The sequence below is a fragment of the Thermus sp. genome, from assembly GCF_040290245.1.
Lineage (GTDB): Bacteria > Deinococcota > Deinococci > Deinococcales > Thermaceae > Thermus_A.
Genome location: NZ_PSMQ01000016.1, coordinates 1 through 25804, shown reverse-complemented (window position 1 = coordinate 25804; position 25804 = coordinate 1). Strand labels below are relative to the sequence as shown.

26 protein-coding genes are annotated in these 25804 nt (G+C 64.7%); 8 read left to right on the top strand and 18 right to left on the bottom strand.

The features are described 5' to 3' along the window. Window positions 1-156: 156 nt before the first annotated feature. Genes C4301_RS03870 through C4301_RS03855 form a run of 4 tightly spaced genes read right to left on the bottom strand, consistent with a single transcriptional unit; the run spans window position 157 to window position 3001 of the window. Window positions 157-528 (bottom strand): hypothetical protein, encoded by a 372-nt coding sequence (locus tag C4301_RS03870; protein ID WP_352413789.1) that lies wholly within the window; start codon window positions 526-528, stop codon window positions 157-159. Further along, a complete protein-coding gene (locus C4301_RS03865) occupies window positions 525-1214 on the bottom strand; it encodes a 16S rRNA (uracil(1498)-N(3))-methyltransferase (RefSeq protein ID WP_352413788.1) in 690 nt (229 codons plus the stop codon). Before C4301_RS03865 ends, C4301_RS03870 begins: the two co-directional genes overlap by 4 nt. After that, window positions 1192-1959, bottom strand: coding sequence for a 50S ribosomal protein L11 methyltransferase (locus C4301_RS03860; RefSeq protein ID WP_352413787.1), 768 nt, complete (start codon window positions 1957-1959; stop codon window positions 1192-1194). Before C4301_RS03860 ends, C4301_RS03865 begins: the two co-directional genes overlap by 23 nt. 16 nt (window positions 1960-1975) lie before the next feature. Beyond that, window positions 1976-3001, bottom strand: coding sequence for a YibE/F family protein (locus C4301_RS03855; protein WP_352413786.1), 1026 nt, complete (start codon window positions 2999-3001; stop codon window positions 1976-1978). 57 nt (window positions 3002-3058) lie between these two features. On the opposite strand from C4301_RS03855, the gene C4301_RS03850 reads away from it, so the two are divergent. Further along, on the top strand, window positions 3059-3427 hold the full coding sequence (locus tag C4301_RS03850) for a Fur family transcriptional regulator (protein ID WP_352413785.1): 369 nt from the start codon (window positions 3059-3061) through the stop codon (window positions 3425-3427). Here C4301_RS03850 and gcvPB read toward each other — a convergent pair. From gcvPB to gcvT, 4 genes are read right to left on the bottom strand one after another with little or no spacing between them, the layout of a single operon-like run. Then, window positions 3424-4851, bottom strand: a complete 1428-nt coding sequence (gcvPB, locus tag C4301_RS03845; RefSeq protein ID WP_352413784.1) for an aminomethyl-transferring glycine dehydrogenase subunit GcvPB — start codon at window positions 4849-4851, stop codon at window positions 3424-3426. The genes C4301_RS03850 and gcvPB overlap by 4 nt on opposite strands. Next, window positions 4848-6155 carry an aminomethyl-transferring glycine dehydrogenase subunit GcvPA gene (gcvPA, locus tag C4301_RS03840; protein ID WP_352413783.1) on the bottom strand — a complete coding sequence of 436 codons (1308 nt, stop codon included), beginning with the start codon at window positions 6153-6155 and terminating at the stop codon, window positions 4848-4850. Before gcvPA ends, gcvPB begins: the two co-directional genes overlap by 4 nt. A gap of 9 nt (window positions 6156-6164) precedes the next feature. After that, the gene (gene gcvH / locus C4301_RS03835; RefSeq protein WP_352413782.1) at window positions 6165-6545 is read right to left on the bottom strand and encodes a glycine cleavage system protein GcvH; all 381 of its coding nucleotides are present in this window, start codon (window positions 6543-6545) and stop codon (window positions 6165-6167) included. A gap of 19 nt (window positions 6546-6564) precedes the next feature. Beyond that, window positions 6565-7671 carry a glycine cleavage system aminomethyltransferase GcvT gene (gcvT, locus tag C4301_RS03830; RefSeq protein ID WP_352413781.1) on the bottom strand — a complete coding sequence of 369 codons (1107 nt, stop codon included), beginning with the start codon at window positions 7669-7671 and terminating at the stop codon, window positions 6565-6567. Window positions 7672-7704: 33 nt separating this feature from the next. On the opposite strand from gcvT, the gene C4301_RS03825 reads away from it, so the two are divergent. Together C4301_RS03825 and C4301_RS03820 are read left to right on the top strand one after the other, a co-directional pair. After that, complete coding sequence (locus C4301_RS03825) at window positions 7705-8556, top strand: cell division protein FtsX (protein WP_352413780.1); 852 nt, start codon at window positions 7705-7707, stop codon at window positions 8554-8556. Continuing rightward, window positions 8556-9800: a murein hydrolase activator EnvC family protein gene (locus tag C4301_RS03820; protein ID WP_352413779.1), complete on the top strand. Its 1245-nt coding sequence runs from the start codon at window positions 8556-8558 to the stop codon at window positions 9798-9800. The genes C4301_RS03825 and C4301_RS03820 overlap by 1 nt, the downstream gene beginning before the upstream one ends. A 9-nt stretch (window positions 9801-9809) precedes the next feature. Here C4301_RS03820 and hpf read toward each other — a convergent pair whose 3' ends face one another. Together hpf and C4301_RS03810 are read right to left on the bottom strand one after the other, a co-directional pair. After that, window positions 9810-10355 (bottom strand): ribosome hibernation-promoting factor, HPF/YfiA family, encoded by a 546-nt coding sequence (hpf, locus tag C4301_RS03815; protein WP_352413778.1) that lies wholly within the window; start codon window positions 10353-10355, stop codon window positions 9810-9812. Continuing rightward, window positions 10352-11056 (bottom strand): cell division ATP-binding protein FtsE, encoded by a 705-nt coding sequence (locus C4301_RS03810; RefSeq protein WP_352413777.1) that lies wholly within the window; start codon window positions 11054-11056, stop codon window positions 10352-10354. Before C4301_RS03810 ends, hpf begins: the two co-directional genes overlap by 4 nt. A gap of 54 nt (window positions 11057-11110) precedes the next feature. On the opposite strand from C4301_RS03810, the gene C4301_RS03805 reads away from it, so the two are divergent. Then, window positions 11111-12427, top strand: coding sequence for a S41 family peptidase (locus C4301_RS03805; RefSeq protein WP_352413776.1), 1317 nt, complete (start codon window positions 11111-11113; stop codon window positions 12425-12427). A gap of 61 nt (window positions 12428-12488) precedes the next feature. Here the strand turns inward: C4301_RS03805 and metG are convergent, their stop codons facing one another. The 4 genes from metG to C4301_RS03785 form a co-directional block, all read right to left on the bottom strand. Further along, a complete protein-coding gene (gene metG / locus C4301_RS03800) occupies window positions 12489-14354 on the bottom strand; it encodes a methionine--tRNA ligase (RefSeq protein WP_352413775.1) in 1866 nt (621 codons plus the stop codon). 123 nt (window positions 14355-14477) lie between these two features. Continuing rightward, window positions 14478-15161, bottom strand: coding sequence for a ribose-5-phosphate isomerase RpiA (gene rpiA, locus C4301_RS03795; RefSeq protein WP_352413774.1), 684 nt, complete (start codon window positions 15159-15161; stop codon window positions 14478-14480). Next, complete coding sequence (bcp, locus tag C4301_RS03790) at window positions 15145-15621, bottom strand: thioredoxin-dependent thiol peroxidase (protein ID WP_352413773.1); 477 nt, start codon at window positions 15619-15621, stop codon at window positions 15145-15147. Before bcp ends, rpiA begins: the two co-directional genes overlap by 17 nt. 2 nt (window positions 15622-15623) lie before the next feature. After that, window positions 15624-16109: an adenosine diphosphatase gene (locus C4301_RS03785; protein WP_352413772.1), complete on the bottom strand. Its 486-nt coding sequence runs from the start codon at window positions 16107-16109 to the stop codon at window positions 15624-15626. A 31-nt stretch (window positions 16110-16140) separates the two neighbouring features. Here C4301_RS03785 and mqnC point away from each other — a divergent pair, with 31 nt between their 5' ends. Beyond that, entirely contained in the window at window positions 16141-17283 is a 1143-nt protein-coding gene (gene mqnC / locus C4301_RS03780) for a cyclic dehypoxanthinyl futalosine synthase (RefSeq protein ID WP_352413771.1), read from the top strand. 4 nt (window positions 17284-17287) lie between these two features. Here the strand turns inward: mqnC and trpA are convergent, their stop codons facing one another. Then, window positions 17288-18067 carry a tryptophan synthase subunit alpha gene (gene trpA, locus C4301_RS03775; RefSeq protein ID WP_352413770.1) on the bottom strand — a complete coding sequence of 260 codons (780 nt, stop codon included), beginning with the start codon at window positions 18065-18067 and terminating at the stop codon, window positions 17288-17290. Beyond that, window positions 18067-19275 carry a tryptophan synthase subunit beta gene (gene trpB / locus C4301_RS03770; protein WP_352413797.1) on the bottom strand — a complete coding sequence of 403 codons (1209 nt, stop codon included), beginning with the start codon at window positions 19273-19275 and terminating at the stop codon, window positions 18067-18069. Before trpB ends, trpA begins: the two co-directional genes overlap by 1 nt. 61 nt (window positions 19276-19336) lie before the next feature. On the opposite strand from trpB, the gene thyX reads away from it, so the two are divergent. After that, entirely contained in the window at window positions 19337-20173 is an 837-nt protein-coding gene (thyX, locus tag C4301_RS03765; protein WP_352413769.1) for an FAD-dependent thymidylate synthase, read from the top strand. Between the two features lie 7 nt (window positions 20174-20180). Here thyX and ligA read toward each other — a convergent pair whose 3' ends face one another. Beyond that, window positions 20181-22220 (bottom strand): NAD-dependent DNA ligase LigA, encoded by a 2040-nt coding sequence (ligA, locus tag C4301_RS03760; RefSeq protein ID WP_352413768.1) that lies wholly within the window; start codon window positions 22218-22220, stop codon window positions 20181-20183. Window positions 22221-22283: 63 nt separating this feature from the next. Here ligA and C4301_RS03755 point away from each other — a divergent pair, with 63 nt between their 5' ends. Both C4301_RS03755 and C4301_RS03750 read left to right on the top strand, forming a co-directional pair. Then, window positions 22284-23396 (top strand): BMP family lipoprotein, encoded by a 1113-nt coding sequence (locus tag C4301_RS03755; protein ID WP_352413767.1) that lies wholly within the window; start codon window positions 22284-22286, stop codon window positions 23394-23396. A 51-nt stretch (window positions 23397-23447) separates the two neighbouring features. Next, the gene (locus tag C4301_RS03750; protein ID WP_352413766.1) at window positions 23448-24953 is read left to right on the top strand and encodes an ABC transporter ATP-binding protein; all 1506 of its coding nucleotides are present in this window, start codon (window positions 23448-23450) and stop codon (window positions 24951-24953) included. On the opposite strand, the gene C4301_RS03745 is transcribed toward C4301_RS03750, so the two are convergent. Further along, a partial coding sequence (locus C4301_RS03745; RefSeq protein ID WP_352413765.1) for a hypothetical protein occupies window positions 24931-25804 on the bottom strand: 874 nt, incomplete at its 5' end. The two genes, C4301_RS03750 and C4301_RS03745, sit on opposite strands and share 23 nt — an antisense overlap.

Below are 25804 nucleotides of genomic sequence, written 5' to 3'. Positions count from 1 at the left end.
CGTGAGCACCCTTCGCCTTCTCCTCACCCCCCTCTTGGCCCATGGGGTGGGGGCCCTGTTGGGTTTCGGCCATGCCCACGGCGGTCAATGCCTTTTGATGAGCCAAGCGTTCGGGGGGGATGCGGCCCGGGCCGCCCGGAGCGCGGTGGCCACCACTTAACCCTGCCTTTGGTCCTTTGGCTCCTCGGGATTGGGTAGGGTAGGGGCACCCCGGTCCAGCTGGAGGAGGACCTCCCCTTCAAAGAGAACCACCAACCGGGTATACCCCTCCTCCGGCCAGTCCACCTCCAGCACCTTTGGGCCCTCGAGGAAAACCGCCCTTTCCCGAACCAGGGTCTCCTCCCGGTAGATCCGGATCCCCAGATACCCCGGGCGCTCGAGGCGGATCACCTCCAAAACCGCCCTGTCCGGAAGGGCCTTCCCCACCACCCAGACCCGGGGGGTCTGGACCGGCCGGCCCGGGTCCAGGGGTAAAAAGGTATACCGGCACCCAGCAAGGACAAGGAGGAGGAGAAAAATTCCCCTCACCGCCCCTCCCCTGCGGTCACCAGGGCCAGGAGGGCCAAGGCGGCCGTCTCGGAGCGGAGGGTGCGCCGCCCTAAGGAGACGGGGGTAAAGCCCTTTTGGACCAGAAGCTCCACCTCCTCCTCGCTAAACCCGCCCTCGGGGCCCACCGCCAAGGCCAAGGGCCGGCCTAGGTCCAGCACCTCCCGCACCAAGGCCCCCGCCCCCGGGTGGGCGAGAAGCCCCTGCTCCACCTGGGGCAGGGCCTTTAGGGGAATGGGGGGGAGGATCTCGGGGACCCTGAGCCTTCCCGACTGTTTGGCCGCCTCCACCGCCACCCGCTTAAGCCTTTCCAGCTTGGCCTCCCCCATCTCCTTGGCCACGCTGTGCAGGGCGATCAAGGGCTGGATGCGGGTGGCCCCAAGCTCGGTGGCCATGCGGACCAGATCCGCCATCTTGTCCCCCTTTAAAAGGGCGGGGTAAAGGGCCACCTCCACCCCCACCTCCCGTTCGGGAACGCGTTCTTCTAGGATGCGGTAGCGCAAAAACCCCGGACCTATCTCCACCACCTCGGCCAGGGCCTCCCGCGACCCGTCAAAAACGGTGAACTGGTCCCCCACCCGGGCCCTTAGCACTTCCACAAGGTGCCGGGCCTCCCGGGGCGGAAGCGTCCCCGTGAGGCCGGGGCTATACGCCCGGTGCGGCCGCATAGAGCACCCACTCCCCCTCTTTCTCGGCCTGGAAGGAAAACCCCGCCCCCCTAAGGGCCTCCTCCACGCCCGCCCCTTTGGAATGCAGGATGCCGGTGAGGAGGAGGCCCCCCCCAGGGGCGAGCTGGGCCCTGTAGCCCGGCAGGAGGGCCTGGTGGAGCTCGGCGAAGAGGTTGGCCACGATGAGGTCAAAAGGGGCCCTGGCCTCGGAAGCCTCGAGACTCCCCTCCAGAAACTCCACCTCTACCCCATTCCGCCTGGCGTTCTCCCGGGCCAAAGGGAGGACCGCGGGATCGATATCCACCCCTAAAGCCCTGGCCCCGAGCTTGGCCGCGGCGATGGCCAAGATCCCGCTGCCCGTGCCCAGGTCCAAAACCCGCATCCCCTTTCGAACGCACCGGCCGAGGGCGCGAAGGGCCAACCGGGTCGTCTCGTGGTGGCCCGTCCCAAAGGCCATGCCCGGCTCGATGAAGATGGGGATGAGGCCGGGCCTCGGCTTGTGCCAAGGGGCCAGGACCAAGAAGGGCCCCGCTTCCACGGGGCTTAGGTCCCGCTTCCAGGCGGAAAGCCAGTCCTCGTCGGGTAGGCTGAGCCACTCCCCTTCCAAAGGAAGCCCCACCCGCTCGGGAAAGTAGGCCCAGACCTCGCCTTCCCTCTCCTCGAGGCCCCGGGCCCCATGGTCAAAAAGGAGGGGAAGGACTGGGTCCAGGCTTCGGAAATCGCCCTTCAGTCGGAAGACCTGCATCCTTCCCATCCTACCTTCAGTGAAGGTGAAAAGGGTGGCCCTCGCCCCCTGGGGAAGAACCCCCTTGGAAGAAGCTCGAGGCCAAGAAGGTGGTCAAAGGCACGGCCAGAAGAAGCCCCAAGGAGCCAAGGAGCATGCTCACCACCTCGGCGGCAAAGGGCTCGGTGTTCACCAGAAAGCGGACCGGGGTGGGGTCCTGGGTGAGGAGGAGGAAAAGGGGCAGGCTCCCCGAGGCGTAGGCGAAGACCAGGGTGTTGACCAGGCTGCCGATATGGTCATACCCCACCCGCATGGCCCGCCGGTAAAGCTCCCACAGGCCGAAGCCTGGATGGGCGTGGGCTAAGGCCTGGACCACAGAAGCCTGGGTCACGGTCACATCCGTGAGGGCTCCCAGTGTCCCCACCACCACCCCCGCAAGCCAAAGGGAAAGCAGGTCCACCCCGCCCCGTTGCCGTAGGAGAAGGGCCTCCTCGCTGGCCAGGCCCGTGAAGCCCAGGGCCTGGGCGATAAGGCGGGCCAGAAGAAGGGTGAAAAAAACAGAAAGCAGCGTCCCCAAGAGGGCGGCGGTGGTCTTTCGGTTCACCCCGTGAACGAAGTAGATGGAAAGGAGAAGGACCCCCAGGCTTCCGAAAAGGGCGTACCCCAGAGGGCTCCCCCCAGCGGCGATCCTCGGGACGACCAAGTAGACCAGGACCAAAAAGCCGAGGAGGGTCCCCAACACTCCCCTGAGCCCCTGTCCCCGGCCGAGGGCAACGGCAAAGAGGATGAACAGGAAAAACAGGCCCACCAGCCAGGGAATGCGGTCGGGCTCGGTCACGTAGTGCCGCCCCCCCTCGGAAAACACCACCACCCGCTCGCCCACTTGGAACCTGAGCCCGCCTTGGGGAAGCTCCGCCTCGACCGCCCCGTTGTTCAGGGCCACCCGAGCCTTGCCCCCTTCTAGGCTCAGAATCCGGCCCACCTCATACCCCTGGGCCAGGGCCCCGAGGGGGCTGCTCAAGCCGCCCAAAAGGAGGAGAACCATCCAAATCGCCCGCGCCATGGGCCGAGTCTATCCCAGAAAGATGAAAAAATCTTCTCAGTTTGGTATCCTAGGAGCGTGGAGCGAAGGACGAAGCAGCGCCAGGCCATCCGGTCCGTCTTCCTCGAGACCCAAAGACCCCTCTCCCCCCAGGAGGTCTTGGAGCTGGCCCGGGCGCGGGTTCCCGGTCTGGGGCTGGCCACGGTGTACCGCACCTTAAAGGGTCTTCTGGAGGAGGGCTTCCTCGTCCCGGTGGAGCTCCCCGGGGGGACGCCTCGGTACGAACGTTCGGGCGAGGCCCACCACCACCATTTCCTCTGCCGGGTCTGCGGCAAAGTCTACGAGCTCCAAGGCTGCCCCCAGGGTGTGGAGGCCCTGGTTCCCCCCGGTTTCCTGGCCGAGGGGCACGAGGTCACCCTGTACGGCCGGTGCTCGGCCTGCGCCTAGCCCTCGTCGAAGTAGGTAAGCTTGGGCTTCCGGTTGGCCCGGACCTCGTCCAGCCGGCGGACCGGGGTGGAGTAGGGGGCGTTCTCCAGCCAGTCCTTGGGCTTTTGCAAAAGGGCCCCCAGGGCCTCGGCGAAGGCTTCCAACGTCTCCTTGGCCTCCGTCTCCGTGGGCTCGATCATCAGGGCTTCCTTGACGATGAGGGGGAAGTAGACCGTGGGCGGGTGGAAGCCCAGCTCGATCAGCCCCTTGGCCATCTCTAAAGCCCTCATCCCCTCGGGGGGCTGGGCCACAAACTCATGCATGGAAAGGCGGTCATAGGGGATGCGGTACCCCTTGTCCTTGAGGAGGAGGCGGAGGTAGTTGGCGTTCAAAACGGCCAAAGCCGCGCTCGTTCTAAGTCCTTCCGCGCCCAGCATGCGGATGTACATCCAGGCCCGCACCAGGGCCAGGAAGTTTCCGTAAAAGCTCCGCACCCGTCCGATGGACTTGGGCCGGTCAAAGTCCAGGGCGTACACCTCCCCTACCCTCTTCACCGTGGGCACGGGCAGGTAGGGCTCGAGGTGCCGCTTCACCCCCACGGGTCCGCTCCCCGGCCCCCCACCCCCGTGGGGGACGGTGAAGGTCTTGTGCAGGTTGAGGTGGACCACGTCAAACCCCATGTCCCCCGGCCGGGCCCAGCCCATAATCGCATTCAAATTGGCCCCGTCGTAGTAGAGCTGGGCCCCGGCCTCGTGGGCCAGGCGGCTGATCTCCAGGATCCTCCGCTCAAAAAGACCCAGGGTGTTGGGGTTGGTGAGCATAATGGCCGCCACGTGGGGCCCAAGCTCCCGCTTCAACGCCTCGAGGTCCACCTCCCCGTCCGGCCCGGAGGCCACCTCCCGCACCTCGTAGCCGGCCATGGAGGCGGTGGCGGGGTTGGAGCCATGGGCGGAATCGGGCACCAAAACCACCCGGCGCGCCTTCTCCTCCCCCCGGTCCTTGTGGTAGGCCCGGATGATCAGGATGCCCGTAAGCTCCCCGTGGGCCCCCGCCGCGGGCTGCAGGGTGACCGCGTCCATCCCGGTGATCTCGGCCAGGTAGGTCTGGAGCTCCCACATGAGCTCTAAGGCCCCTTGGGCTGTGGCGGGGTCCTGGTAGGGGTGGAGGTCGGCGAAAAGCCGCGCCGCCTCCTCGTGGGCCTTGGGGTTGTACTTCATCGTGCAGCTCCCCAAGGGGTAAAAGGTGGTGTCCACCCCCGCCTGGCGGTGGGAGAGAAGGGTGTAGTGCCGGACCAGGGAAAGCTCATCCACCTCGGGCAGGCGGGGCGGTCTTCTCCTGAGGTGCTCCGCGCCGAAAAGCGCCTTCGCATCGGGAAGCGGCCCTTTGGCAGGCCTCAGGCCCCGCCGGTTGGGCCGGCTTCGTTCAAAGATCAGGGGAAAGCTCATGCCAAAACCTCCCTTAAGGCCTCCCTCAGCCGCATCAGATCCTCCTCTGTGTGGACCTCGGTGGCGGCGAAAAGGGCCAGGTGGGGGTCCAAGGGCACGGGGGCCGCGGCGTGGAAACCCCGTTCGGCCAGCGCCCGGCGCACCGCCTCCTGAGGCCGGGGCAGCCGAAGGGCAAACTCTGTAAAGAAAGGTGGACGGGTGAAGGGCCGAACCCCGGGCAGCTCGAGGAGGAGCTCGTAAAGCCGCCGGGCCCGGGCCGCAGAGAGGAGGGCCACCTCCTTAAGCCCCTCGGGCCCAAGCCCCGCCAGGTAGATCGCCCCCATCAAAGCGGTGAGCTGGGCGTTGGTGGTGACGTTGCTTTTCGCCTTAGCCCGACGGATGAACTGCTCCCGGGCCTGGAGGGTAAGGATGAAGCCCCGCCGCCCTTCCACGTCCACGGTTTCGGAGACCAGCCGGCCAGGAAGCTGGCGGACCAAGGCCTTTTTCACGACCAAAAACCCGAAGTGGGGCCCGCCAAAGCCCATGGCCTGGCCCAGGGTCTGTCCATCGCCTACGGCGATATCCGCCCCGTACTCCCCCGGAGGACGGAGGACGCTCAAAGACAGGGGGTCCACCACCGCCACAAAGAGGGCCCCTTTCCGGTGGGTCTCCTCCACGAGCGGGTCCGGGGTCTCCAGGGCTCCCAGGAAGTTGGGGGTCTGGACCACCACCGCACCCACCCCCCCCTGCACCTCCACGACCGGGGTCCGGTCCCCCTTTAGGGGGATCTCCGCCACCTCCGCCCCGACGGCATCCAGATACGCCTTCAGCACCTCCCGGTACTCGGGATGGACCCCCTGGGAGACCAGGACCCGCATCCGGCCCGTCTCCCGGAGGGCCAAAAGCACCCCCTCGGCCAAGGCGGTGGAGCCGTCGTACATGGAGGCGTTGGAGACCTCGAGGCCGGTGAGCTCGGCCATCATGGTCTGGTACTCGAAGATGGCCTGCAAGACTCCTTGGCTCATCTCGGGCTGGTAAGGGGTATACGCGGTGAGGAACTCCCCCCGGCTGGCCAGGGCCGAGACCACCGGGGGGGTGTGGTGGGGCCGGATTCCTCCCCCCAAAAAGGCCTTGTCCGCGGGCAGGTTCTTCCGGGCCAGGGCCTTTAATCGGGCCAACGCCTCCGCCTCCGTCAGGGGTGGGGGAAGGTCCAGGCCCCTTAGAAGGACCTCCTTGGGCAGGTCCTGGAAGAGCTCCTCGAGGGAGGAAAACCCCAGCCTCTCCAGCATCTCCCGGATCTCCTCCGGGGTATGGGGCGCGTACATCCAGCCCTCCTATTCCTCGAGGCTCTTCAGATAGGCCTCCGCATCCATAAGGGCATCCAGGTCGGAAAGCCGCTCGGGCTTCAGCTTGAAGATCCAGCCTGCCCCATAGGGGTCCTGGTTGACGAGCTCGGGCGTGGAGGCCAGAGTCTCGTTCACCGCCACGATCACCCCGGCCACGGGGGCGTAGATGTCCGAGGCGGTCTTCACGCTTTCCACCACCGCTGCCGCCTCCTTAGCCTCCACCTTCCGTCCAATCTGGGGAAGCTCCACATAGACCACGTCCCCCAGCTGCTCCTGGGCGTAGTCCGTGATCCCCACCACCACCTCCTCCCCCTCGGGGAGGGCCCATTCGTGCGTTTTCGTGTAGAACCGGTCCTTGGGTGCGTCCATACTCTCCTCCAAACCCCAGCTATTTTAAGGGCACAAACGGCGGCTTCACCAGGGAAGCAGGCTTCTTTTGGCCCCGGATCTCCACAAAAAGGGGAGGCTCTACCTGGGCCTCCACGTAGGCCAGGGCGATCCCCTTTCCGAGGAGAGGGGAAAACCCCCCGGAGGTCACCCGGCCCACCGTCCGGCCCTCGCTTTGGAGCACCGGGTACCCCTCCCGGGGAACCCCCTCCTCCAGGACCAGCCCCACGAGGACCTGGTCACAGGTCTTGGAAAGAAGGGCTTCCTTGCCGAAGAAGTCCTTCTCCCTTTTCACCACCCAGGCGTAGGGGGTGCAAAGGGGGTTCGTCTCGTCCGTGAGTTCATGGCCGTAGAGGGGGAAGCCCGCCTCGAGGCGGAGGGAGTCCCGCGCCCCCAGGCCCGCAGGGAGGGCCCCTTGGTCTAAAAGGGCCTGGAAGACGGGCTCTGCATCCTCGTTGGCTAAAAAGATCTCAAACCCGTCCTCCCCGGTGTAGCCGGTGCGGGCGAGCCGGGCCCTTTTTCCCGCCACCCGGGTGAGGAAGGTGTCGTTCCTCTTCCATCGGGAGAGGTCCTCCTCCACCAACCCCTGGAGGACCTCCGCCGCCTTGGGCCCTTGGAGGGCTAAAAGGGCGGTCCTTTCCGAGGCGTCTTCCATCTCCACCTGGAAGCCTTCCCTGAGACGGGTCAAGTGGGCCCAGTCCTTAGCCTGGTTCGCGGCGTTCACCACCATCAGGTACTCCGCCTCCCCCGTGCGGTAGAGGTAGATGTCGTCCACCACCCCTCCGCGCGCGTTCAGGAGCATGGAGTACTGGGCCCGGCCCACCTTGAGGCGGGCCACGTCGTTCAGCGTGGCGTACTGGAGGAAGGCACAGGCCTCCTCCCCGTGTTCCCCTGACGGGGAAGCAGCCCTGTCTTCCCCTGACGGGGAAGCAGCACTCCGGATCCAGAACTCCCCCATGTGGCTCACATCAAACACCCCAGCGGCCCTCCGCACCGCCAGGTGCTCCTCCTTGATGGAGGTGTAGTAGAGGGGGAGGGCGTAGCCCGCGAACTCCACCATCTTCGCCCCAAGGCGGAGGTGGGCCTCGTACAGAGGGGTCTTCTTCATACCGCTTAAAGCATACTGCCTTAGGATGGGAGCGTGTACGCCCTGGCGCAGGCTCTAAAACAGCTTTCCCGGCACCCCACGGCCAGCCTGGCCACCTTTTTCACCGCCCTCTTATCCTTTTCCCTCCTCCACCTTATGGGCCTTCTGCTTTGGAACCTGGACCGGGTGGTGGAAAGCCTGGAAAGGGGCCTCGAGGTGGCCGCGTTCTTAAAGGACAACGCCGAGACAGAAACCCTCCTGGCCGAGATTCAGACCTGGCCCGAGGTGCTAAGCGTCCGCCTGGTCACCAAGGAGGAGGCCCTGGCCGGCCTCATCCTGGACTACCCCTACCTGGCCCAGGCCAAGGAGTTGGTGGAGAACCCCCTTCCGGACACCCTCCGCCTGAGACTGAACCAGCCCCAGGCGGTCCGGGCGGTGGCCCAGAGGCTTAAGACCCTCCCCGGGGTGGAGGAGGTGGAGTACGGGGGCGAGCTCACCGAAAGGCTCCTCCGGGTCCTGGCGGGCTTCCAGCTGGGGATGGGGAGCCTAGGGGCCCTTCTCCTTCTCAACACCCTATTCAGCGTGATGGGGACCATCCGGCTTTCGGTGGAAAGCCGGAAGGAAGCCATCGCCATCATGCTGTTGGTGGGGGCAAGGCGGCTTTTCATCCAGGCCCCCTTTGTCTGGGAGGGGGTCCTCCTCACCTCGGGCGCTGCCCTTCTCGCCACCCTCCTTTCCGGAGTCTCCTACAGGTTCCTGGCCGAAGGCCTCCAGGGGCTTCTCCCCTTCCTTCCCATCCTGGGCCAAAAGGACGTCCTCCGGCTCTCCCTCGGGGTTCTCCTGCTGGCGCTTTTCCTGGGGGGTGGGGGGGCCTTTTTCGCAAGCCGGGCCCACGCGAGGAGATGATGGACCTCCTGAATCGCTTCCTAAAGGGAATGGGCTGGATCCTTCTTCTGGGGTTTTTGAGCGGGCTCGCCCAGACCCTACCCACCCTACAGGAGGAGCTCAGAAAAGCTCAGGAGGCCCAAAGGAAGACCGAGGCCCGCATCCAGGAGTTAAACCGAACCTTGGCCAACCTGGGCCAGGCCACCCAGGCCCTCCTCCAAGGGATTCAGGGTCTGGAGCGGGAGATCCAGCGGCTGGAAAAGGAAAGGGCAGACCTTCAGGAGCGGATCCGCACCCTCCAGGGGGAGATCCAAAAAACCGAAAAGAACATCGCCCGCCTGGAAAAGGACCTCCAGGCCTTGAAAACCCGTCTAAAGGCCCTGATCCAAAACCTGTACCGGGAAAAGGCCGCACGTTACCTCCCCCTTTTGCGGGCGGAAAGCTTCTCGGACCTGGCGATCCGGGCCCGGCTCATCGGCCGGCTGACCCGACGGCAGCAGGACACGCTGCAGGAGCTTCAGGCCACCCTCGAGGCCCTTCAGCGGGAAAAGGCCCGGCTGAACCTGCTCTTGCAGGACCTAGCCCAGCAGGAGCAGGCCAGGGCCTTGGCGCAGACCGCCTTAAGCGAAAAACGGCAGGCCCTAAAGAGCCGCCTCACTGAGCTCAAAAAAAAGGAGGAAGGGCAAAAGGCCCTCCTTCGGGAAAGCCTGAACCAGCGAAGGGCGCTGGAGGGTCAGATCGCAGCCCTCCAGGCCAAGGTCGTAGCCGAACGTAGGAGATTGGAAGAAGAGCAAAGAAGAGCGGAAGAGGAAAGGCGGAAAAGAGCGGAAAGGGCTGCCCAGAGGAGCAGCCCTCCCACGGTCTACATCCCCCCACCCCCCCTCCCTAAGGCGGTGGGCCGGCTGGCTTTCCCCATCCCCGGTGGAAAGATCGTGGCGGCTTATGGGGTAGAGGGGCCCTTCCAGATCCTGGCAGGGCCTGCCCCGGGGAGCCCCGTCCAGGCGGCGGCGGAGGGGTACGTGGCCGGCATCCTCTACGTGCCCAACCTTGGGTACACCGTCATGATCGCCCATACGGAGACCCTATCCACCGTGTACACCAACCTGCAAGAACCCCTGGTACGGGAGGGAGAAAGGGTGACCAAGGGGCAGCTCATCGGGTACACCGGGGGCGGGCTTCTAATGCGGCCGGAGGAGATGGAATTCCGGGTGGCCCTTCTCCTGGAAGGCACCACCCGGTTCGTCGATCCCTCCGCTTACTACTAAAAAGTACGCTCAGGCCGGGGCGATCAGGCCGTAATTCCCGTCCTTGCGGCGGTAGACCACATTGATCTCGTCCGTCTCGGCGTTGCGAAAGACGAAGAAGCTGTGCCCCAGGGCCTCCATCTGGAAGACGGCGTCCTCTGGGGTCATGGGCTTCATCTCAAACCGCTTGACCCGGACGATCCGAGGCCCCTCCTCTTCGGGCTCCTTGGGCAGAGCCTCCGGAGCCTGGGGACCCAGGGTGGTGTGGCGGCGGCCGATGAAGCGGCGCTCCTTGTACCGCTTGATCTGGGTCTCCAGGCGGTCCACCATCCGGTCGATCGCCTCATACAGGTCCTTGTCCTCCTCCTCCACCCGGACCATCCCCCCCGGGAGGTTGACCTGGGCCTCGGCCCTGGCCTTTTTCTCCACATGGGGGCTTCCCGCCAGGGAAAGGACCACCTTAGCCTCCATCTCCCCGTCAAAGTACCGGTCCAGACGGGCCATCTTCTTTTCCACGTAGTTCCTGAGGGCCTCGGTGATTTCCAGGTTGCGACCGCTAAGCTGGTAGATGTTCATACGCCCTCCTTTGCCCCTATGCTACCATTCCCGCCGGGCCGTTCATCCCGCACCACCTGGCCCGCCTTTAGGACCACCGTGCGGGCGGGGTAGGCTTCGGGAAGCTCGCGGGCGTGGGTGGCCACCACCACCGTCGCCCCCCGGGCGTGGGCCATCTTCAGGATTTCCAGCACCATGAGGGCGTTGTCCAGATCGAGGTTCCCCGTGGGTTCGTCGGCCAGGATCACAGGGGGGTCGGTGAGGAAGGCCCGGGCCAAGGCCACCCGCTGGGCCTCCCCTACGGAGAGCTCCTCAGGGAAGGCCCGCTTCTTATGGGAAAGACCCACCCGGCGGAGGGCCTGGGCGATCCGCACCCCCCACTCCTGTTTGGGCACCCCCTGCACCTGGAGAACGAAGGCCAGGTTCTCCTCCACCGTGAGGTCCAAAAGGAGGCGGTGATCCTGGAAGACCATGCCGATTTTGCGTCGGTGAAGCGCCACCTGGTCCCCCCGAAGGGCCTTGAGGTTCTGCCCCTGGAAGTAAACCGCCCCCTCGGTGGCCACAAGCCGCCTCAGGACAAGGGCCAGCAGGGTGGACTTTCCCGCGCCCGAGTGCCCTAGGAGGTAGACGAACTCCCCCTTTTTGATCTCCAAGTTCACGTTATAAAGGGCCTTGGTCTTGGTCCTCGGGTACTCGAGGCTCACGCGGTGGAAAGCAATCATCCCTACCCTCCCTCTCATCATAAGGGCCTATAGTGTAAGGAGGTGAGGGAGAAGATGAAAAAACGCGCATGGTTCTTCTTGGCGACAGGGCTCCTTTTGGCTCTCGTCTACGCCCAACTTTCCAGACCCCAGGCGGAGGCGTTTCTCCAAAACCCCAACGGCCAGGCGGTGCTAGAGGTCTTCCAACGGATCCAGCAGGACTACCTCCAGCCCCTCTCCCGGGAGGAGTTGAACAAGGTGTTGGAAGGGGCCATCGGGGGAATGGTGGGGGCGCTCAAGGATCCTTTCACCACCTACTCCCCACCCCAAAGGGCCAGCCTCCGCCAAGAGGACCTGAGAGGGGAGTTCTTTGGCATTGGAGCCACTTTGGCCCCGGTCAACCCGGACGGGACGGGTGCCAAGGTGGAAGGGGTCATGAAGGGCCTCCCTGCCCAGCGGGCGGGGATCAAGGCGGGGGATGTCATTCTGGAGGTGGACGGCCAGGACGTCACCCAGCTTCCCCTTGCGGAGATCGTGGCCAGAATCCGGGGCCGGGAGGGCACAAAGGTCACCTTGACCATCAAGCGGGAAGGAGTGCCCGCGCCTTTGAAGTTCGAGCTGGTCCGGGAAAAGGTGGAGATCATCTCCGTGACCCAGGGGATGATCGGGGAGGTGGGGTATGTGGGCCTCGAGACCTTTGCCAACTTCAAAGTGGAGGACCAGCTCCGCCAAGCCATCCAGGATCTGAAGCAAAAGGGTGCGAAGAAGCTCATCCTGGACCTCCGGGATAACGGAGGTGGCCTTTTGGACCAAGGCTGTGCGGTGGCCAGCGACTTCTTAAAGGAGGGCCCCATCGTCTACACCCGCACCCGGACCCTTACCCGGGTCTACTGCGAGGCCTCGGGCCGGCCCCTTTGGACCGGTCCCATGGTGGTCTTGGTGAACGGAAACACCGCCAGCGCCAGCGAGATCGTGGCCGGGGCCCTCCAGGACTACGGCCGGGCCAAGGTTATCGGAGAGAAGACCTTTGGCAAGGGAGTAGGCCAGACCCCCTATACCCTGGCCAACGGCGGGGAGCTCACCCTGGTGACCTTTGAGTGGCTCACCCCCAGGAAACGGGCCATCAACAAGGAGGGCCTAAGGCCAGACCTCGAGGTCAAGGACACCCGCTTCTCCACGCCCTTCTCCTTCCAGGGGGCCGGGGTGCCCGCAGGGGCAGAGGTCACGGTCACGGTGAACGGGAGGACGGTCCGGGTCAAAGCGGACCAGGAGGGCAAGTTCACCTACGCCGAACCCCAAAAAAGCCGTCCCTTGCCTGAGGAGCGGGGCCAGGCCGTCTTGGACCTCGAAACCGATGCCATCTTGAAGCGGGCTCTGGAGGAGCTGCGCTAGCCCCAAAACCGACGTGGGCCGGGGTCTTCCCGGCCCACGGTTTCCTTTGGGCGCATGGGCCCTACTTGACCACCGCTCCCGGGGGAATATCCCCCTCCACCGTGACCAAGGCCAGGGCCTCCCCCTCGCTCGCCGCCAGGATCATCCCCTGGCTCTCGATGCCTCGGAGCTTGGCGGGCCTGAGGTTGGCCACCAGGACCACCTTCTTGCCCAGAAGCTCCTCTGGAGTGTACCAGTTGGCGATCCCCGAGACCACCGTCCGCTCCTCACCTCCCAGGTCCAACGTCAGGACGAGGAGACGGTCGGCGTTGGGGTGACGGCGGGCCTCCTTGACCAAAGCCACCCGGAGCTCAATCTTCTGGAAGTCCTCGAGCTCTATAGGGCTGGACTGGGTGGACCTAGGGGGTTTTACCCCCTCCCCCCGGGCCTCCTTAGGGAAGAGGAGGGGGGCCTCCTCCGGTAAAGAAGCGGGCTTGGCCAGGCCCCAGGCCTCCGCCTCGGCTAGGGTGTAGGCCTCCTTAAGGCCTAGGGCCTTTCGCATCTCCACCGCCTTTTCCGGCATGGCGGGCTCGAGGAGGATGCTGGCGATCCGCACCCCCTCCACCACCCGGTAAAGGACCCGGCGGGCCTCCTCGGGGTCCTGCCTCTCAAGCTCCCAGGGCTTTTTCTCATTAATGTAGCGGTTCAGGCTCCGCACGTACTGGAGGACCTCCTCCAGGGCCACGTGGAACTTGAGCTCCCGCACCAAGGGGCGAAGGCGCGAGGCCAAAGCGGTGCCCACCTCGAGGCCGTCCCCATCCGCTGTTTCAGGAACGCGTCCATCTGCGTAGCGGAAAAGCATGGCCCTAAGCCTCTGGACCAGGTTCCCCAGGTCGTTGGCAAGATCCGCAGTGTACCGCTCCCTCAAGGCCTCCTCGCTCACCGAGGTGTCCTGGCCATAGGGAACCTCCCTGAGAAGGTAGTAGCGGACCGCATCCCGGCCGTACCTCTTGGCAAGCGTAAAGGGGTCCACCACATTCCCCAAGGTCTTGCTCATCTTCCGGCCGTCCGGCCCCAGCAAAAACCCTCCCACGTTCAGGTGCCGGTACATGGGCATGCCCGCGGCCTTCAGCATGGTGGGCCAGAAGACCGCATGGGGCTTCAGGATATCCTTGCCGATGAGGTGCCAGGCGTGGGGCCAGAAGACGCGGTATGGATCCCCATCCGGGTACCCGAGGGCGGAAACGTAGTTTAAGAGGGCGTCAAACCAGACGTAGACCACGTGCCCGGCATCCCAGGGTAGAGGAATTCCCCATGGGACGCGGGAAACCGGACGGGAAATGGAAAGGTCCCCGATGGGTTCGGAAAGCATGGACAGGACCTCGTTCCGGTACCCCTCGGGCCGGATCAGGTCGGGGTGGTCCCGCAGGTGCTCGAGGAGCCACTCCCGGTATTTCTCCATTCGGAAAAAATAGTTCCCTTCCCGCCTCCTCTCCACCGGCCGGCCATGGATGGGGCAGTTCCCCTCCACAAGCTCCTTTTCCGTGTAAAACCGCTCACAGGCCACACAGTAAAGCCCCTCGTACTCCCCGTAGTAGATGTCCCCCCGGTCGTAGACGGCCTTTAAGACCTGCTGGACCACCCGTTTATGCCGCTCCTCCGTGGTGCGGATGAAATCGTCGTAGGAGATGTTCAAAAGCCGCCAAGCGGTCCTGAACCGCTCAGAGATCCGGTCCACAAAGGCCTTAGGGTCCTCCTGGGCCGCCACGGCGGCCCGGTAGACCGTCTCCCCATGCTCATCCGTTCCGGTGAGGAAGAAGGTCCGGTAGCCATCCAACCGGTGCCAACGGGCGAGAAAGTCCGCCACCACCGTGGTGTAGGCGTGGCCCAGGTGGGGCTCGGCGTTGACGTAGTAAATGGGGGTGGTCACGTAAAACACTTTCTCCACGGCCGTCCTCCAAAAAACCCGGGGCAGAAGGCCCCGGGCGGGAAGGGTCTCCCCGCCCTAGGCCAGCCCCATTCCCTTCAAGGCACGCCCTTCCGGCGTGACCATGGAAAAAGTATACCATCCTCAAGGGGTGAGTTCCTCTAGGCCAAAGGGCCCCGCCACAAAGGCCCGGCTGGCCAGGCCTACGAAAAGCCCCGTCTCCACCACCCCGGGGATCTCGAGAAGCGCCCGGTGGAGGCTCAAGGGATCGCCAATGGGGCCAAAGCGAACGTCCGCAATCAGATGGCCGTTGTCCGTGAAGAAGAGCTCATCCCCATCCATGCGAAGCTCCGCCTCTCCCCCCAAGGAAGCGATGGCGCGCAAGGTGGCCCGGTGGCCGAAGGCCACGATCTCCACGGGCACCACCCCCCGGCCCAAGACCGGCACCTTCTTGGTGTGGTCCGCCACCACGATGAACTCCCGGGCCGTGCTCTCCACGATCTTCTCCCTTAGAAGCGCCCCCCCTAACCCCTTGATGAGGGAAAGGTCCGGGGCGATCTCATCCGCCCCGTCGATCGCCAGGTCCACCCCCTCCGGGGGAAGGTCTAAAAGAGGGATGCCCTCCTTCCGGGCCAGCTCCGCGGTGGCCTCAGAGGTGGGGACGCCCCGAACCTGCCGGACCTCCCCCTCCCTAAGCCTCCGGGCGATCTCCAGGAGCACATACCGGGCGGTGGAACCCGTCCCCAGCCCCACCACCATCCCGCTTTCCACCAGGCTCGCCGCCGCGTGGGCGGCCTCCTTCTTGTACTGCTCAAGCCCCCTTTCCACGGACTGCCTCCAAGGCCTTCGCCACCTCCTCCGCATGCCCCTCGGGGTTCACTTTGCGCCAGACTTTGGCAATGCGCCCCTCGGGGTCGATCAGGAAGGTTTGGCGGAGAACCCCCTCGTACTCCCTCCCGTAGAGGTTCTTCTTCCCCCAGGCCCCATAGGCCAAGATGGCCTCCTTCTTGGGGTCTGCAAGAAGGGGGAAGTTCAGGTGGTACTTTCCAGCAAACGCCCGGTGGCTTTCCACCTCGTCCGCGGAAACCCCTAGGACCACCGCCCCCAGGGCCTCGAGCCGCCCCTTCTCATCCCGGAAGCTACAGGCCTCCTTGGTGCAGCCCGGGGTATCGTCCTTGGGGTAGAAGTAGAGGACCACCCACCGCCCCTTATACTCCGAAAGCCGGTGTACGCGCCCCTCCTGGTCAGGAAGGGCGAAGTCCGGTGCGCGTTCGCCCACGTCCACCATGGCTAAAGTTTATACCCAAAACGGCGGAGGAGCTCCTTCCGCCAGGCCACCTCGGCCTCGTCCTCCACCCCAAGCGGTTTGAAGCCGTCCATCACCCCAAGAACGGCCCGCTGCTCGCCCTCCTCGGCCACCACCACCTTCAAGGGGTTGGCGGTGGCCGCGAAGATGCGAACCACCTCCGGACAGGCCTTCACCGCGTGAAGCACGTTGATTGGGTAGAACCCCTCTCCCAGCACGATGAGAAAGGTGTGCCCGGCGGCAAGGTTCAGGAGGTTTTTCACCGCAAGCTCCGTAAGCGCCTCGTCCGTTCCCGAGCGGCGGATGAGGCGCTTGCCGCTCGCCTCAGAGAAGGCGAGGCCGAAACGGATACCTGGAACCGCGGTCACCAACGCCTCGTGCAGGTCCTCTACGGTCTTGATGAAATGGGCCTGGCCCAGGATGACGTTCAGGTTCTCCGGCTTCTCTATAGGGATAAGCTTGAGTTCCATGCCCCCATTTTAGGGGGGCGGAGGGTGTAGGATGAGGGGCATGGACGTCCTGGAGCGTGCGCTCTCGGGGGAGCGGCTTCCGGAGAAAGACCTCCTTGCCCTTTACGACCTCCCCTTGCCGGAGGTGGCGGCCGCGGCCCACGCGGTGCGCCTGCAGAAATCCGACCCCCAGGTGGTCACCTACCTCATCGACCGCAACATCAACTACACCAACGTCTGCACCGTGGCCTGCAGCTTTTGTGCCTTCTACCGGACCAAACGCCAGAAGGATGCCTACACGCTTTCCTTTGAAGAGATCGGGAAAAAGGTGGAGGAGCTGATGGCGGTAGGGGGGCGGCGGATCCTGATGCAAGGCGGGGTCAACCCAGACCTTCCCCTGGACTGGTACCTGGAGCTCCTTCGCTACCTCAAGGCCCACTACCCTGAGGTGCGCATCGACGCCTTTAGCCCTGAGGAGATCCTGGGCCTGGAGAAGCTTACGGGGCTGAAGGCCGAGGCCATTTTGGAACGGATGAAGGAGGCGGGGCTAGACGGGCTACCGGGGGCGGGGGGAGAGATCCTCGTGGACGAGGTCCGGAAAAAGGCCGCCCCCGCCCGCATCCTTACCAAAGACTGGCTCCGCATCATGGACGCGGCCCAGGCCTTAGGCCTTTACACTCTGGCCACCATGGTCATCGGCTTTGGAGAGGGGCCTAGGGAACGGGTGGCCCATCTTCTCCGGATCCGTGAGCAGCAGGACCGGGGAATTCACGTGCACAAAAACGGCTTTTCCGGCTTCGCCCTTTGGACCTTGCAGGTGGAGAACACCCGCCTAAGGGGGAAGGCGCCCGGGGCCACCGCCCACGAGTACCTGAGACAACTGGCCATCGCCCGGCTGGCCCTAGACAACCTGCCCAACCACCAGGCCTCCTGGCCCACCCTGGGGTTCAAGGTGGCCCAGGCCGCCCTTTACTACGGGGCCAACGACTTTGGAAGCACCATGCTGGAGGAGAACGTGGTCTCTGCGGCGGGCGGGCATGGCCGCACCCACGCCACCGTGCGGCAGATCGTCCGCCACATCGTGGACGCGGGGTTTATCCCCGCGGAGCGCGACCCCCTTTACCGCATTCTCCGCTATCCAGATGTGGAAGCCCTCCTCAGCGAGAAAGAGCCCCTCGAGCTCCCTCTGGCCTAGCCCCTCAGGCGAAAGAGGCCTCCTTAAGGCCCTTTAGAACCTCTTCCAGAAGGGCCTCCAGGGGCTTTCCCTCCTCGAGGGCCTTAATCAGGGCACTGCCCACCACCACCCCGTCGGCCACGGCCGCCTGGCGGGCGGTGTCCCGGCTGGAGACGCCAAAGCCAACCACCACGGGCAGCGGGGTTTTGGCCTTGATCCGAAGGACCATCTCCCCCACCTCCTCGGGCAGCTGGTCCCGCATCCCCGTAACCCCCGTTACGGAGACCGCGTAAACGAACCCCGTGGCGTACCGGACCACGGTCTCGATCCGCTTTTCCGTAGAGGTGGGGGCAAGGAGAAAGACCGTCTTAAGGCCGATCTCCTGAGCTTTCCGGACCAGCTCCAGGTCCTCATCGGGGGGGAGGTCAGGAAGGATGAGCCCCTCGAGGCCCGCGTCCTTGAAAAGACCAAAAAACCGCTCCGGTCCCCAGGCCAGAATGGGGTTCAGGTAGGTCATGAGGTAAAGGGGCTTGTCCGTGAGGGCACGGACCTCCCGGACAAGCTCCAAGGTCCCCTGGACGCTCATGCCCTTCCTGAGGGCCACCTCGCTGGCCCTCTGGATCACAGGCCCATCCCCCAGGGGGTCAGAGTAGGGCAGGCCGATCTCCAGAAGGTCGGCCCAGGGCAGAACCGCCCGCGCCGCCTCCAAAAACCCTTCCCGGCTGGGAAAACCCGCGGTGAGGTAGGGGATAAGAGCAGGCCTTCCCTCGGCTTTGGCCTTCAAAAAAGCTTCCTGGGTATCCATCAGAACTCCCCTCCCAGAAGCCGCATGACCTCGGTCACATCCTTATCCCCCCGCCCCGAGAGGTTGAGGACGACGATCTGATCTTTTTCAAGCTCTGGGGCGATTTTAAGAAGATGGGCCACCGCGTGGGCGGACTCCAAGGCGGGGATGATGCCCTCGAGGCGGGCGAGGAGCCTGAAGGCCTCTAAGGCCTCTTCGTCCGTGACGCTCGCGTACTCGGCGATGCCGGCGTCCGCAAAATAGCTGTGCTCCGGCCCCACCCCGGGGTAGTCCAGTCCAGCGGAGACGGAATGGGCAGGGGTGATCTGGCCGTCGTGGTCGTAGAGGAGGTACATGTAGCTCCCGTGCAAAACCCCCCTCTTCCCCGCCCCGATGCTCGCCGCGTGCCGCCCGGTGGAAAGCCCCTCTCCCGCCGCCTCCACGCCGACAAGGCGAGGCCTTTCCTTAAGGTAGGCGAACGGCGCAAACAGCCCGATGGCGTTGGACCCGCCCCCCACGCTGGCGATGAGGAGATCGGGCAGGCGGCCCTCCAGCTCTAGGATCTGGGCTTTCACCTCGAGGCCGATGACGCTCTGGAAGTCCCGGACCATCATGGGATAGGGATGGGGGCCCACCACCGATCCCAGGATGTAGAAGCTGGTGCGGACGTGGGTGATCCAGTCCCGGATGGCCTCGTTGGTGGCGTCCTTGAGGGTGCGGCTTCCCGAGTGGACGGGCCGGACCTCGGCCCCCAGAAGCTTCATCCGGAAGACGTTCAGGGCCTGCCGCCGGACGTCCTCCTCCCCCATGTAGACCACGCACTCCAGGCCAAACCGGGCGGCCACGGTAGCCACACTCACCCCATGCTGGCCCGCCCCCGTCTCGGCGATGACCCGCCTTTTGCCCATCCGCTTGGCCAGAAGGGCCTGGCCCAGGGTGTTGTTGATCTTGTGGGCCCCGGTGTGGAGGAGGTCCTCCCGCTTAAGGTAGACCTTAGGCCCCCCCAGGTGGCGGGAGAGGTTTGCGGCGAAGTAAAGCGGGGTAGGGCGGCCGGCAAAGCTCTTCAGGTAGTGCTCGAGCTCCTTCAGAAAAACCGGGTCCTGTTTGGCCTCGAGGTAGGCCTCTTGGACCTCCTCGAGGGCGGGGATAAGGGTCTCCGGCACATACCGGCCCCCGTAAGGGCCAAACCGGCCCCGCTCATCGGGTAAAGGATAGGTGGGAATCTCCATGGCGCACTCCAACTACGCCCCCTTATCCTACCCCCTGGAGGGGGCGGTGTAAAATCGCCCCGTGGAGATTCCCGTCTTGGACAAGGGCTTCGTCCGGCTGGTAGACCAGATGGGAGGCGACCAGGCCATCGTTCAGGCCGCCCGGGTCTCCTACGGGGAGGGAACGAAGACCTACCGGGAGGACAAGGCCCTCATCGACTACCTGATGCGAAACCGGCACACCAGCCCCTTTGAGATGGTGGAGTTCAAGTTCCACGTCAAGGCCCCCCTCTTCGTGGTGCGGCAGTGGTTCCGCCACCGGACCGCGAGCGTGAACGAGATCTCCGGGCGGTACTCCATTTTGAAGGAGGAGTTCTACGAGCCCAAGGCCTGGCGCCGCCAGGCCAAGGAGAACAAGCAGGGCTCCGAAGGGGGGTTCCAGGACGAAGAGGCCGTTTCCCTCCTCAGGGAAGCCCAGGGGACCGCCTACCGCACCTACCAGGCCCTCCTCGAGAAGGGGGTGGCCCGGGAGATGGCCCGGATGGTCCTTCCCCTCTCCCTCTACACGGAGTTTTACTGGAAGCAGGACCTGCACAACCTCTTCCATTTCCTCAAGCTTCGCCTGGACCCGCACGCCCAGTGGGAGATCCGAGAATACGCCCGGGCGATCGCCGAGATCGTAAAGGCCCATGTCCCCCTAGCCTGGGAAAGCTTCGAAGAGCATGTCCTAGAAGGGGCAAACCTTTCCCGAAGCGAGCTCAAAGCCTTAAGGGGGCTTCTCACCCCCGAGCTTTACGAGAAGGCCCTGAGGGAGTTGGGGCTTTCTACGAGCCGAATCAGGGAGGCTTTGGAAAAGGTTTTCGGAACGGGTGCCGGCCCCATTTCACGGGCGACACAAAGGGAATCCGAGAGCCCTTAGGCGCACGTTAAATGGGGGTCGGTGCGCCTTTTTCCTCCAGGAAGTGCCAGAACTCCTCCTCGTTAAGGATGGGCACCCCCAGGGTGCGGGCCTTTTCCAGCTTACTTCCGGGGTTTTCCCCCACCACCAGGAAGCTCGTCTTCCGGCTCACCGAGTCCGTCACCCGAGCCCCTAGGCGCTGAAGGAGGGCCTTGACCTCCTCGCGGGGCCGGGAAAGCTCCCCAGTCAGGACGAAGGTGTAGCCCGAAAGGAGGTCCGAGGCCTCTCGGTGTTCCCCTGACGGGGAAGCAACCTCCTTGGCCTCCATGCTGACCCCGGCTTCCTTCAGGCGGCGCACCAGGTCCAAAAAGGCGGGGTCTTTTAAGGTCTCCCAGATGGCCCGGGCGGTGAGCTCCCCCACCTCCTCCACCTCCAGAAGCTCCTCCAGGGAGGCACCCAGGAGACGGTCCATCGTTCCGAAGCGGCGGGCCAGGTTCCGGGCCAGGACCTCCCCCACCCCGGGAAGCCCAAGGGCGTAAAGGAGGCGCTCGAGGCCCCGGGTCTTGCTCTTTTCAATCTGCTGCAAGAGCTTTGTGGCGCTTTTCTCCCCCATCCGTTCCAGGGGGAGGAGGTCCTCCTTGGTGAGGTGGTAAAGGTCGGCCACATCCTTCACAAGCCCCTCGGCGATCAAGCGGTCAATGAGCTTCTCCCCCAGGCCCTCGATGTCCATGGCCTTGCGGGAGGCGTAATGCCGGATGGCCTCAAACCGCTTGGCCGGACAAAGGGGGTTGGGGCAACGGTGGACCTTTCCCTCCTTGACCAAACGGTGTCCGCACTCGGGGCAGACCTTGGGCCACTGGATGGGCTTTTCCTCCCCAGTCCGCCTCTCCTTAAGCACCCGCAAAACCTCGGGAATCACCCCCCCCGCCTTGTGGACCAAAACCCAGTCCCCAATGCGGATATCCAGCTCCTCTACATAGCTTTCGTTGTGCAGGGTGACCCGGGAGACCTCGCTTCCCTCAATCAAGACGGGCTCCAGGACCCCCACCGGGGTGATGCGGCCCGTCCGGCCCACCTGGAAGACCACGGAAAGAAGCCGGGTCTCCTTCTCCTCCGCCGGGAACTTGTAGGCCATGGCGAACCGGGGAGCCCGGGCGGTGTACCCCAGCTCCTGCCACAAGTCGAGGTCGTCCAGCTTAACCACCACCCCGTCGGCCTCAAAGGGGATCTTGCGCCTCGCCTCAAGGAACTTCCGGTAGACGCCCTCCACCCCCTCCGCCCCTAAGGCCCTTTCATAGCCGTGCTCCACGGGGAAGCCCTTTTCCTGAAGCCAAAGGAGGAGGTCGTACTGGGTCTTTAGTCCGGACTCCTCCAGGCCGAGCCCCAGGGCGTAAAAGGTGGCCCGGAGGCCCCTTTTGGCCGTAACGCGGGGATCTTTCTGGCGGAGGGAGCCTGCGGCGGCGTTTCTTGGGTTTTTGAAGATCTTCTCCCCCTTCTCCTCCAGCTCCTCGTTCAGGCGGAGGAAGGCCTGGATGGGCAGGTAGACCTCCCCCCGGACCTCGAGGCGCTCCGGAACCCCCTGAAGCCGCCTGGGGAGGGTGGGGATGGTGAGGAGGTTCTGCGTCACCTCCTCCCCCACCTCCCCATCCCCCCGGGTGGCGCCATAGACCAAGACCCCCTCCTCGTAGTAGAGACTGATGGAAAGCCCATCCACCTTGTGCTCCACCGTGTAAAAGAAGGGCCCCTTACGGCCCAGGGCCCGTTCGATCCGCTCCTCGAAGGCCCGGAGCTCTGCAAAGGTGAACGCGTTATCCAGGGAGTACATCCGGGTGGGGTGACGGACAGGACGGAAGGTGGCCTCCAGAGGACGGGCCCCCACCTGGAGGGTGGGGGAGTCGGGGGTTTTGAACTCTGGGAAGCGCTCCTCGAGCTCCACGAGCTCCTTGAGGAGCCGGTCGTACTCCGCATCGGAGATCTCGGGGTCGGCCAGAACGTAGTAGCGGTAGTTGTGATAGCGGATCAGGTCGCGAAGCTCATTGATCCGCCGGCGCGCCTCTTCCCGGGTCATGCCTTAAGTCTACCCCAGGCGGTATAATGCCCTTTGGCCTACGTGCCTTATGGAGGTGGAAGAATGAAACGGACTCTGGCGCTTTTAACCGTGGCCGCTCTAGGCCTGGCGCTGGCCCAGGTGCGGGTGGGCATTGCCTTCGACGCGGGCGGGAAGTCCGACCGTTCCTTCAACCAGTCCGCCTGGGAGGGGGCCCAGCGGGCGGTGAAGGATTTCAAGATCCAGCTTTTCGACTTTGAACCCGCGGACCCCAGCCAGGTGGGCCAGGGGATCCGCAAGTTCGCGGAGGAGGGGTTTGACCTCGTCATCGGGGTTGGCTTCGCCAACGAGCCCGCCATCACCGCCAACGCCAAGGAGTTCAAGGACGTGAAGTTCGCGGTGGTAGACGCGGTCCCCGGGGAGGGCAAGCTTCCAAACGCTGTGGGCCTGGTCTTCCGCGAACACGAGGGCAGCTTCCTCGTGGGCTACATCGCGGGCAAGATGAGCCGGACCGGGGTGGTGGGGTTTATCGGCGGGATGGACATCCCCCTCATCCACAAGTTTGAAGCCGGGTACCGGGCCGGGGCCATGTACGCCTTCAAGGAGGACGGCATCCAGGGCAAGGTCATCGCCCAGTACGTGGGGAACACCCCCGCCGCCTGGAACGACCCTGCCAAGGCCAAGGAGATCGCCGCCAGCCAGGTGCGCCAGGGGGCGGACATCATCTATGCGGCCGCCGGCGGGTCGGGCCTTGGCCTCATCGACTACGTGAAGCAGACCAAGTGCCTCAAGGAGGGCGGGAACATCCGGTTCGTCCGCAAGGCCGACCCCTACGCCAAGGTGCCCAAGTACCCGGAGTACGCCAAGGCCTGCGGCGCCGGAACCACCCCCCTCTTCTTCATCGGGGTGGACGCCAACCAGAACTACCTGGGCGACACCGACAACAACCCCAAGACCCTGAACCACGGCCTCACCTCCATGATGAAACGGGTGGATGTGGCGGTGTACGAGGTCATCAAGAGCGTGGTCCAGAAGACCTTTAAGGGCGGGGTTCGGGAGTTCGGCCTGGCCAACAACGGGGTGGCCTACGCCCTAGACGAGTACAACAAGGTCCTGATCCCCGCCAGCGTGGTGAGCCGGCTCGAGCTTCTCAAGCGGGAGATCCTGGCGGGCAAAATCAAGGTGCCTGAAAAATAACCCATAGGCCTTTGTCCATCCCCCGGCTTCCCGGGGGATATACTTTTTACCGTGAGCGGAAAGGCCCTGGTCCTGAAGGGCATCACCAAGCGCTTCCCCCTGGTTTTGGCCAACGACCACATCGACCTGGAGCTCCTCTGGGGGGAGGTTCTGGCCCTGGTGGGGGAGAACGGGGCGGGGAAATCCACCCTGATGAAGATTGTCTACGGGCTTCAGCCCCCCGACGAGGGAAGGATGTGGGTCGACGGGAACCCCTACCGGCCCCAAAGCCCAAAAGACGCTATCCGTGCCGGCATCGGCATGATCCACCAGCACTTCATGCTGGTGGAGCCCTTCACCGTCTTGGAAAACCTGATCCTGGGCCTGGAACCGGGAAGCCCTTTGCGGATGGATCTCAGCCGGGCCCGGCGGGAGGCCTTGGCTTTGATGGAGGCGCTCGGCTTTCACGCGCCTTTAGACGAAAAGGTGGAAAACCTCCCCGTGGGGCTGCAGCAGCGGGTGGAGATCCTTAAGGCCCTCTACCGCAAGGCGCGAATCCTGATCCTGGACGAACCCACCGCCGTCCTCACCCCCCAGGAGGCAGAGGAGCTTTTCCGGTTTTTGCGGGCCTACGTGGCCCAGGGCCACGCGGCCATCTTCATCAGCCACAAGCTCAAGGAAGTCCTCCAGGTCTCCGACCGCACCACGGTCATCCGGGATGGAAAGGTGGTGGGGACGGTGCGGACCCGGGAAACGAGCCTGGAGGAACTCGCCCGGATGATGGTGGGCCGGGAGGTGGTTTTGCAGGTGGGGAAAACCCCCGCAAGGCCCGGCGAGGTGGTGCTCAAAGTGGAGAACCTCACCGCCTTACCCCGCCTCAAGGGGGTGAGCTTCCACGTACGCTCCGGGGAGATCGTGGGCATCGCAGGCGTGGAGGGAAACGGCCAGACGGAGCTGGTGGAGGCCCTAACCGGGCTTAGGCCCTACACGGGCCGGGCCCTCTACCTAAACGAGCCCCTTCCCCCTACGGCCCGTGGGGTCCGGGAAAAAGGGGTCTCCCATATCCCCGAGGACCGGAACCAAAGGGGCCTGGTTTTGGACTTCACCACCCGGGAAAACGCAATCCTGGGGGACCATCACCGCCCCCCTTTCAGGGGTCCATTGGACTTCCTCCAGCCGGAGGCGGTGGAACGCCATGCCAAAACGCTGGTGGAACGGTTCGATGTCCGGCCCAGGAGCACGGGGCTTGTCGCCAGGCGGTACTCCGGGGGGAACGCCCAGAAGATCGTGGTAGGACGGGAGCTCCTGCGTAAACCCCGCCTCCTCATCGCCGCCCAGCCCACTCGAGGGGTGGACATCGGAGCGATCGAGGCCATCCACAAGGAACTGATCCGAGCCCGGGACGAAGGCCTCGCGGTCCTTCTGGTCTCCGCCGACCTCACCGAGATCCTCTCCCTCTCCGACCGCATCCTGGTGATGTACGAGGGCCGGATCGCAGGAGAGCTCACCCCGGAAGAAGCCACAGAGGAGCGGTTGGGGCTTCTGATGGCGGGGGTTACTCCCGAAACTCGCCGCTGACCTTTTCCAAGACCAACACGTCCCCCGTCCTCAAGGTGTATCGCACCCGCTCCCCCCGGACGAACCCCTTCTCGTCCTGGCTTTCCACACCCCCATAGAGGTAGGCCAACCCCTCCTGATCCTTGACCAGGGCCAAATCCGCCTTGGTCCGCCTTCCGCCTTGGCGGAGGAGGACCTTTTTAAGCCACAACGCCTCCTCGTCCAAGCGGTACTCCAGCCCCTCCGCCTCCCCCTCCAAAGGGGGGTTTCCCGTCCTGGAAAACCGCACAGGGCCTTCCAGCTCGGCCAGGCCCCGGTCGTTTTCGTACCTTAAGCCCTTCCCCACCGCCTGGCTTTCCCCTTGCCTCAGGACCACCTCCCCAGGGGCGGGCAGGACCTCAACCCTCCCCTCTGCCTCCAGGTAGCGGGCCTCTCCCCCCGAAAGCCAGATCTCCTCCCGGCTTCCCCGCTCCACCACCGCAAGGCTCCCCTTGGCCTCCGCCCCCTCGCCGAAGCGGACCAAAACCCCCTCCCTGGGATCGAAGAGGACCAAGCGAAGGTACTGGCCACCCCTTTCCGCGCTTTCGGTCCCACCTGAAGGGAGGGGCCTCAGGCGCATCAGATAGGGCAGACCCTCCCGGGTGAGGTCCTTGTTATAGGCCACCTCCACCCGGTCGCCCACCCTGCCCTCCACGCGGCTCGCCGCATCCCGGAAAAACCGCCGACTTGAGACCTGGACCGCTTCAGGGGTAAGCTCCTCGAGGACGCCCACGAACAGGTCCCCATAGTCCCCGTAGAAAAGGCTTCCCTCCTCCCCGCTCACCGTGGCCACCACGGTCTTATCCTTTCGCTTAAGCTCCACCTGGGGGCGG

Coding starts and splice junctions, on each gene's coding strand:
- C4301_RS03865 (WP_352413788.1), bottom strand. CDS start 1,214: ATGCGGCCGCACCGGGCGTATAGCCCCGGCCTCACGGGGACGCTTCCG.
- C4301_RS03860 (WP_352413787.1), bottom strand. CDS start 1,959: ATGCAGGTCTTCCGACTGAAGGGCGATTTCCGAAGCCTGGACCCAGTC.
- C4301_RS03855 (WP_352413786.1), bottom strand. CDS start 3,001: ATGGCGCGGGCGATTTGGATGGTTCTCCTCCTTTTGGGCGGCTTGAGC.
- gcvPB (WP_352413784.1), bottom strand. CDS start 4,851: ATGAGCTTTCCCCTGATCTTTGAACGAAGCCGGCCCAACCGGCGGGGC.
- gcvPA (WP_352413783.1), bottom strand. CDS start 6,155: ATGTACGCGCCCCATACCCCGGAGGAGATCCGGGAGATGCTGGAGAGG.
- gcvH (WP_352413782.1), bottom strand. CDS start 6,545: ATGGACGCACCCAAGGACCGGTTCTACACGAAAACGCACGAATGGGCC.
- gcvT (WP_352413781.1), bottom strand. CDS start 7,671: ATGAAGAAGACCCCTCTGTACGAGGCCCACCTCCGCCTTGGGGCGAAG.
- C4301_RS03820 (WP_352413779.1), top strand. CDS start 8,556: ATGGACCTCCTGAATCGCTTCCTAAAGGGAATGGGCTGGATCCTTCTT.
- hpf (WP_352413778.1), bottom strand. CDS start 10,355: ATGAACATCTACCAGCTTAGCGGTCGCAACCTGGAAATCACCGAGGCC.
- C4301_RS03810 (WP_352413777.1), bottom strand. CDS start 11,056: ATGATTGCTTTCCACCGCGTGAGCCTCGAGTACCCGAGGACCAAGACC.
- C4301_RS03805 (WP_352413776.1), top strand. CDS start 11,111: ATGAAAAAACGCGCATGGTTCTTCTTGGCGACAGGGCTCCTTTTGGCT.
- bcp (WP_352413773.1), bottom strand. CDS start 15,621: ATGGTGGACGTGGGCGAACGCGCACCGGACTTCGCCCTTCCTGACCAG.
- C4301_RS03785 (WP_352413772.1), bottom strand. CDS start 16,109: ATGGAACTCAAGCTTATCCCTATAGAGAAGCCGGAGAACCTGAACGTC.
- mqnC (WP_352413771.1), top strand. CDS start 16,141: ATGAGGGGCATGGACGTCCTGGAGCGTGCGCTCTCGGGGGAGCGGCTT.
- trpA (WP_352413770.1), bottom strand. CDS start 18,067: ATGGATACCCAGGAAGCTTTTTTGAAGGCCAAAGCCGAGGGAAGGCCT.
- trpB (WP_352413797.1), bottom strand. CDS start 19,275: ATGGAGATTCCCACCTATCCTTTACCCGATGAGCGGGGCCGGTTTGGC.
- ligA (WP_352413768.1), bottom strand. CDS start 22,220: ATGACCCGGGAAGAGGCGCGCCGGCGGATCAATGAGCTTCGCGACCTG.
- C4301_RS03755 (WP_352413767.1), top strand. CDS start 22,284: ATGAAACGGACTCTGGCGCTTTTAACCGTGGCCGCTCTAGGCCTGGCG.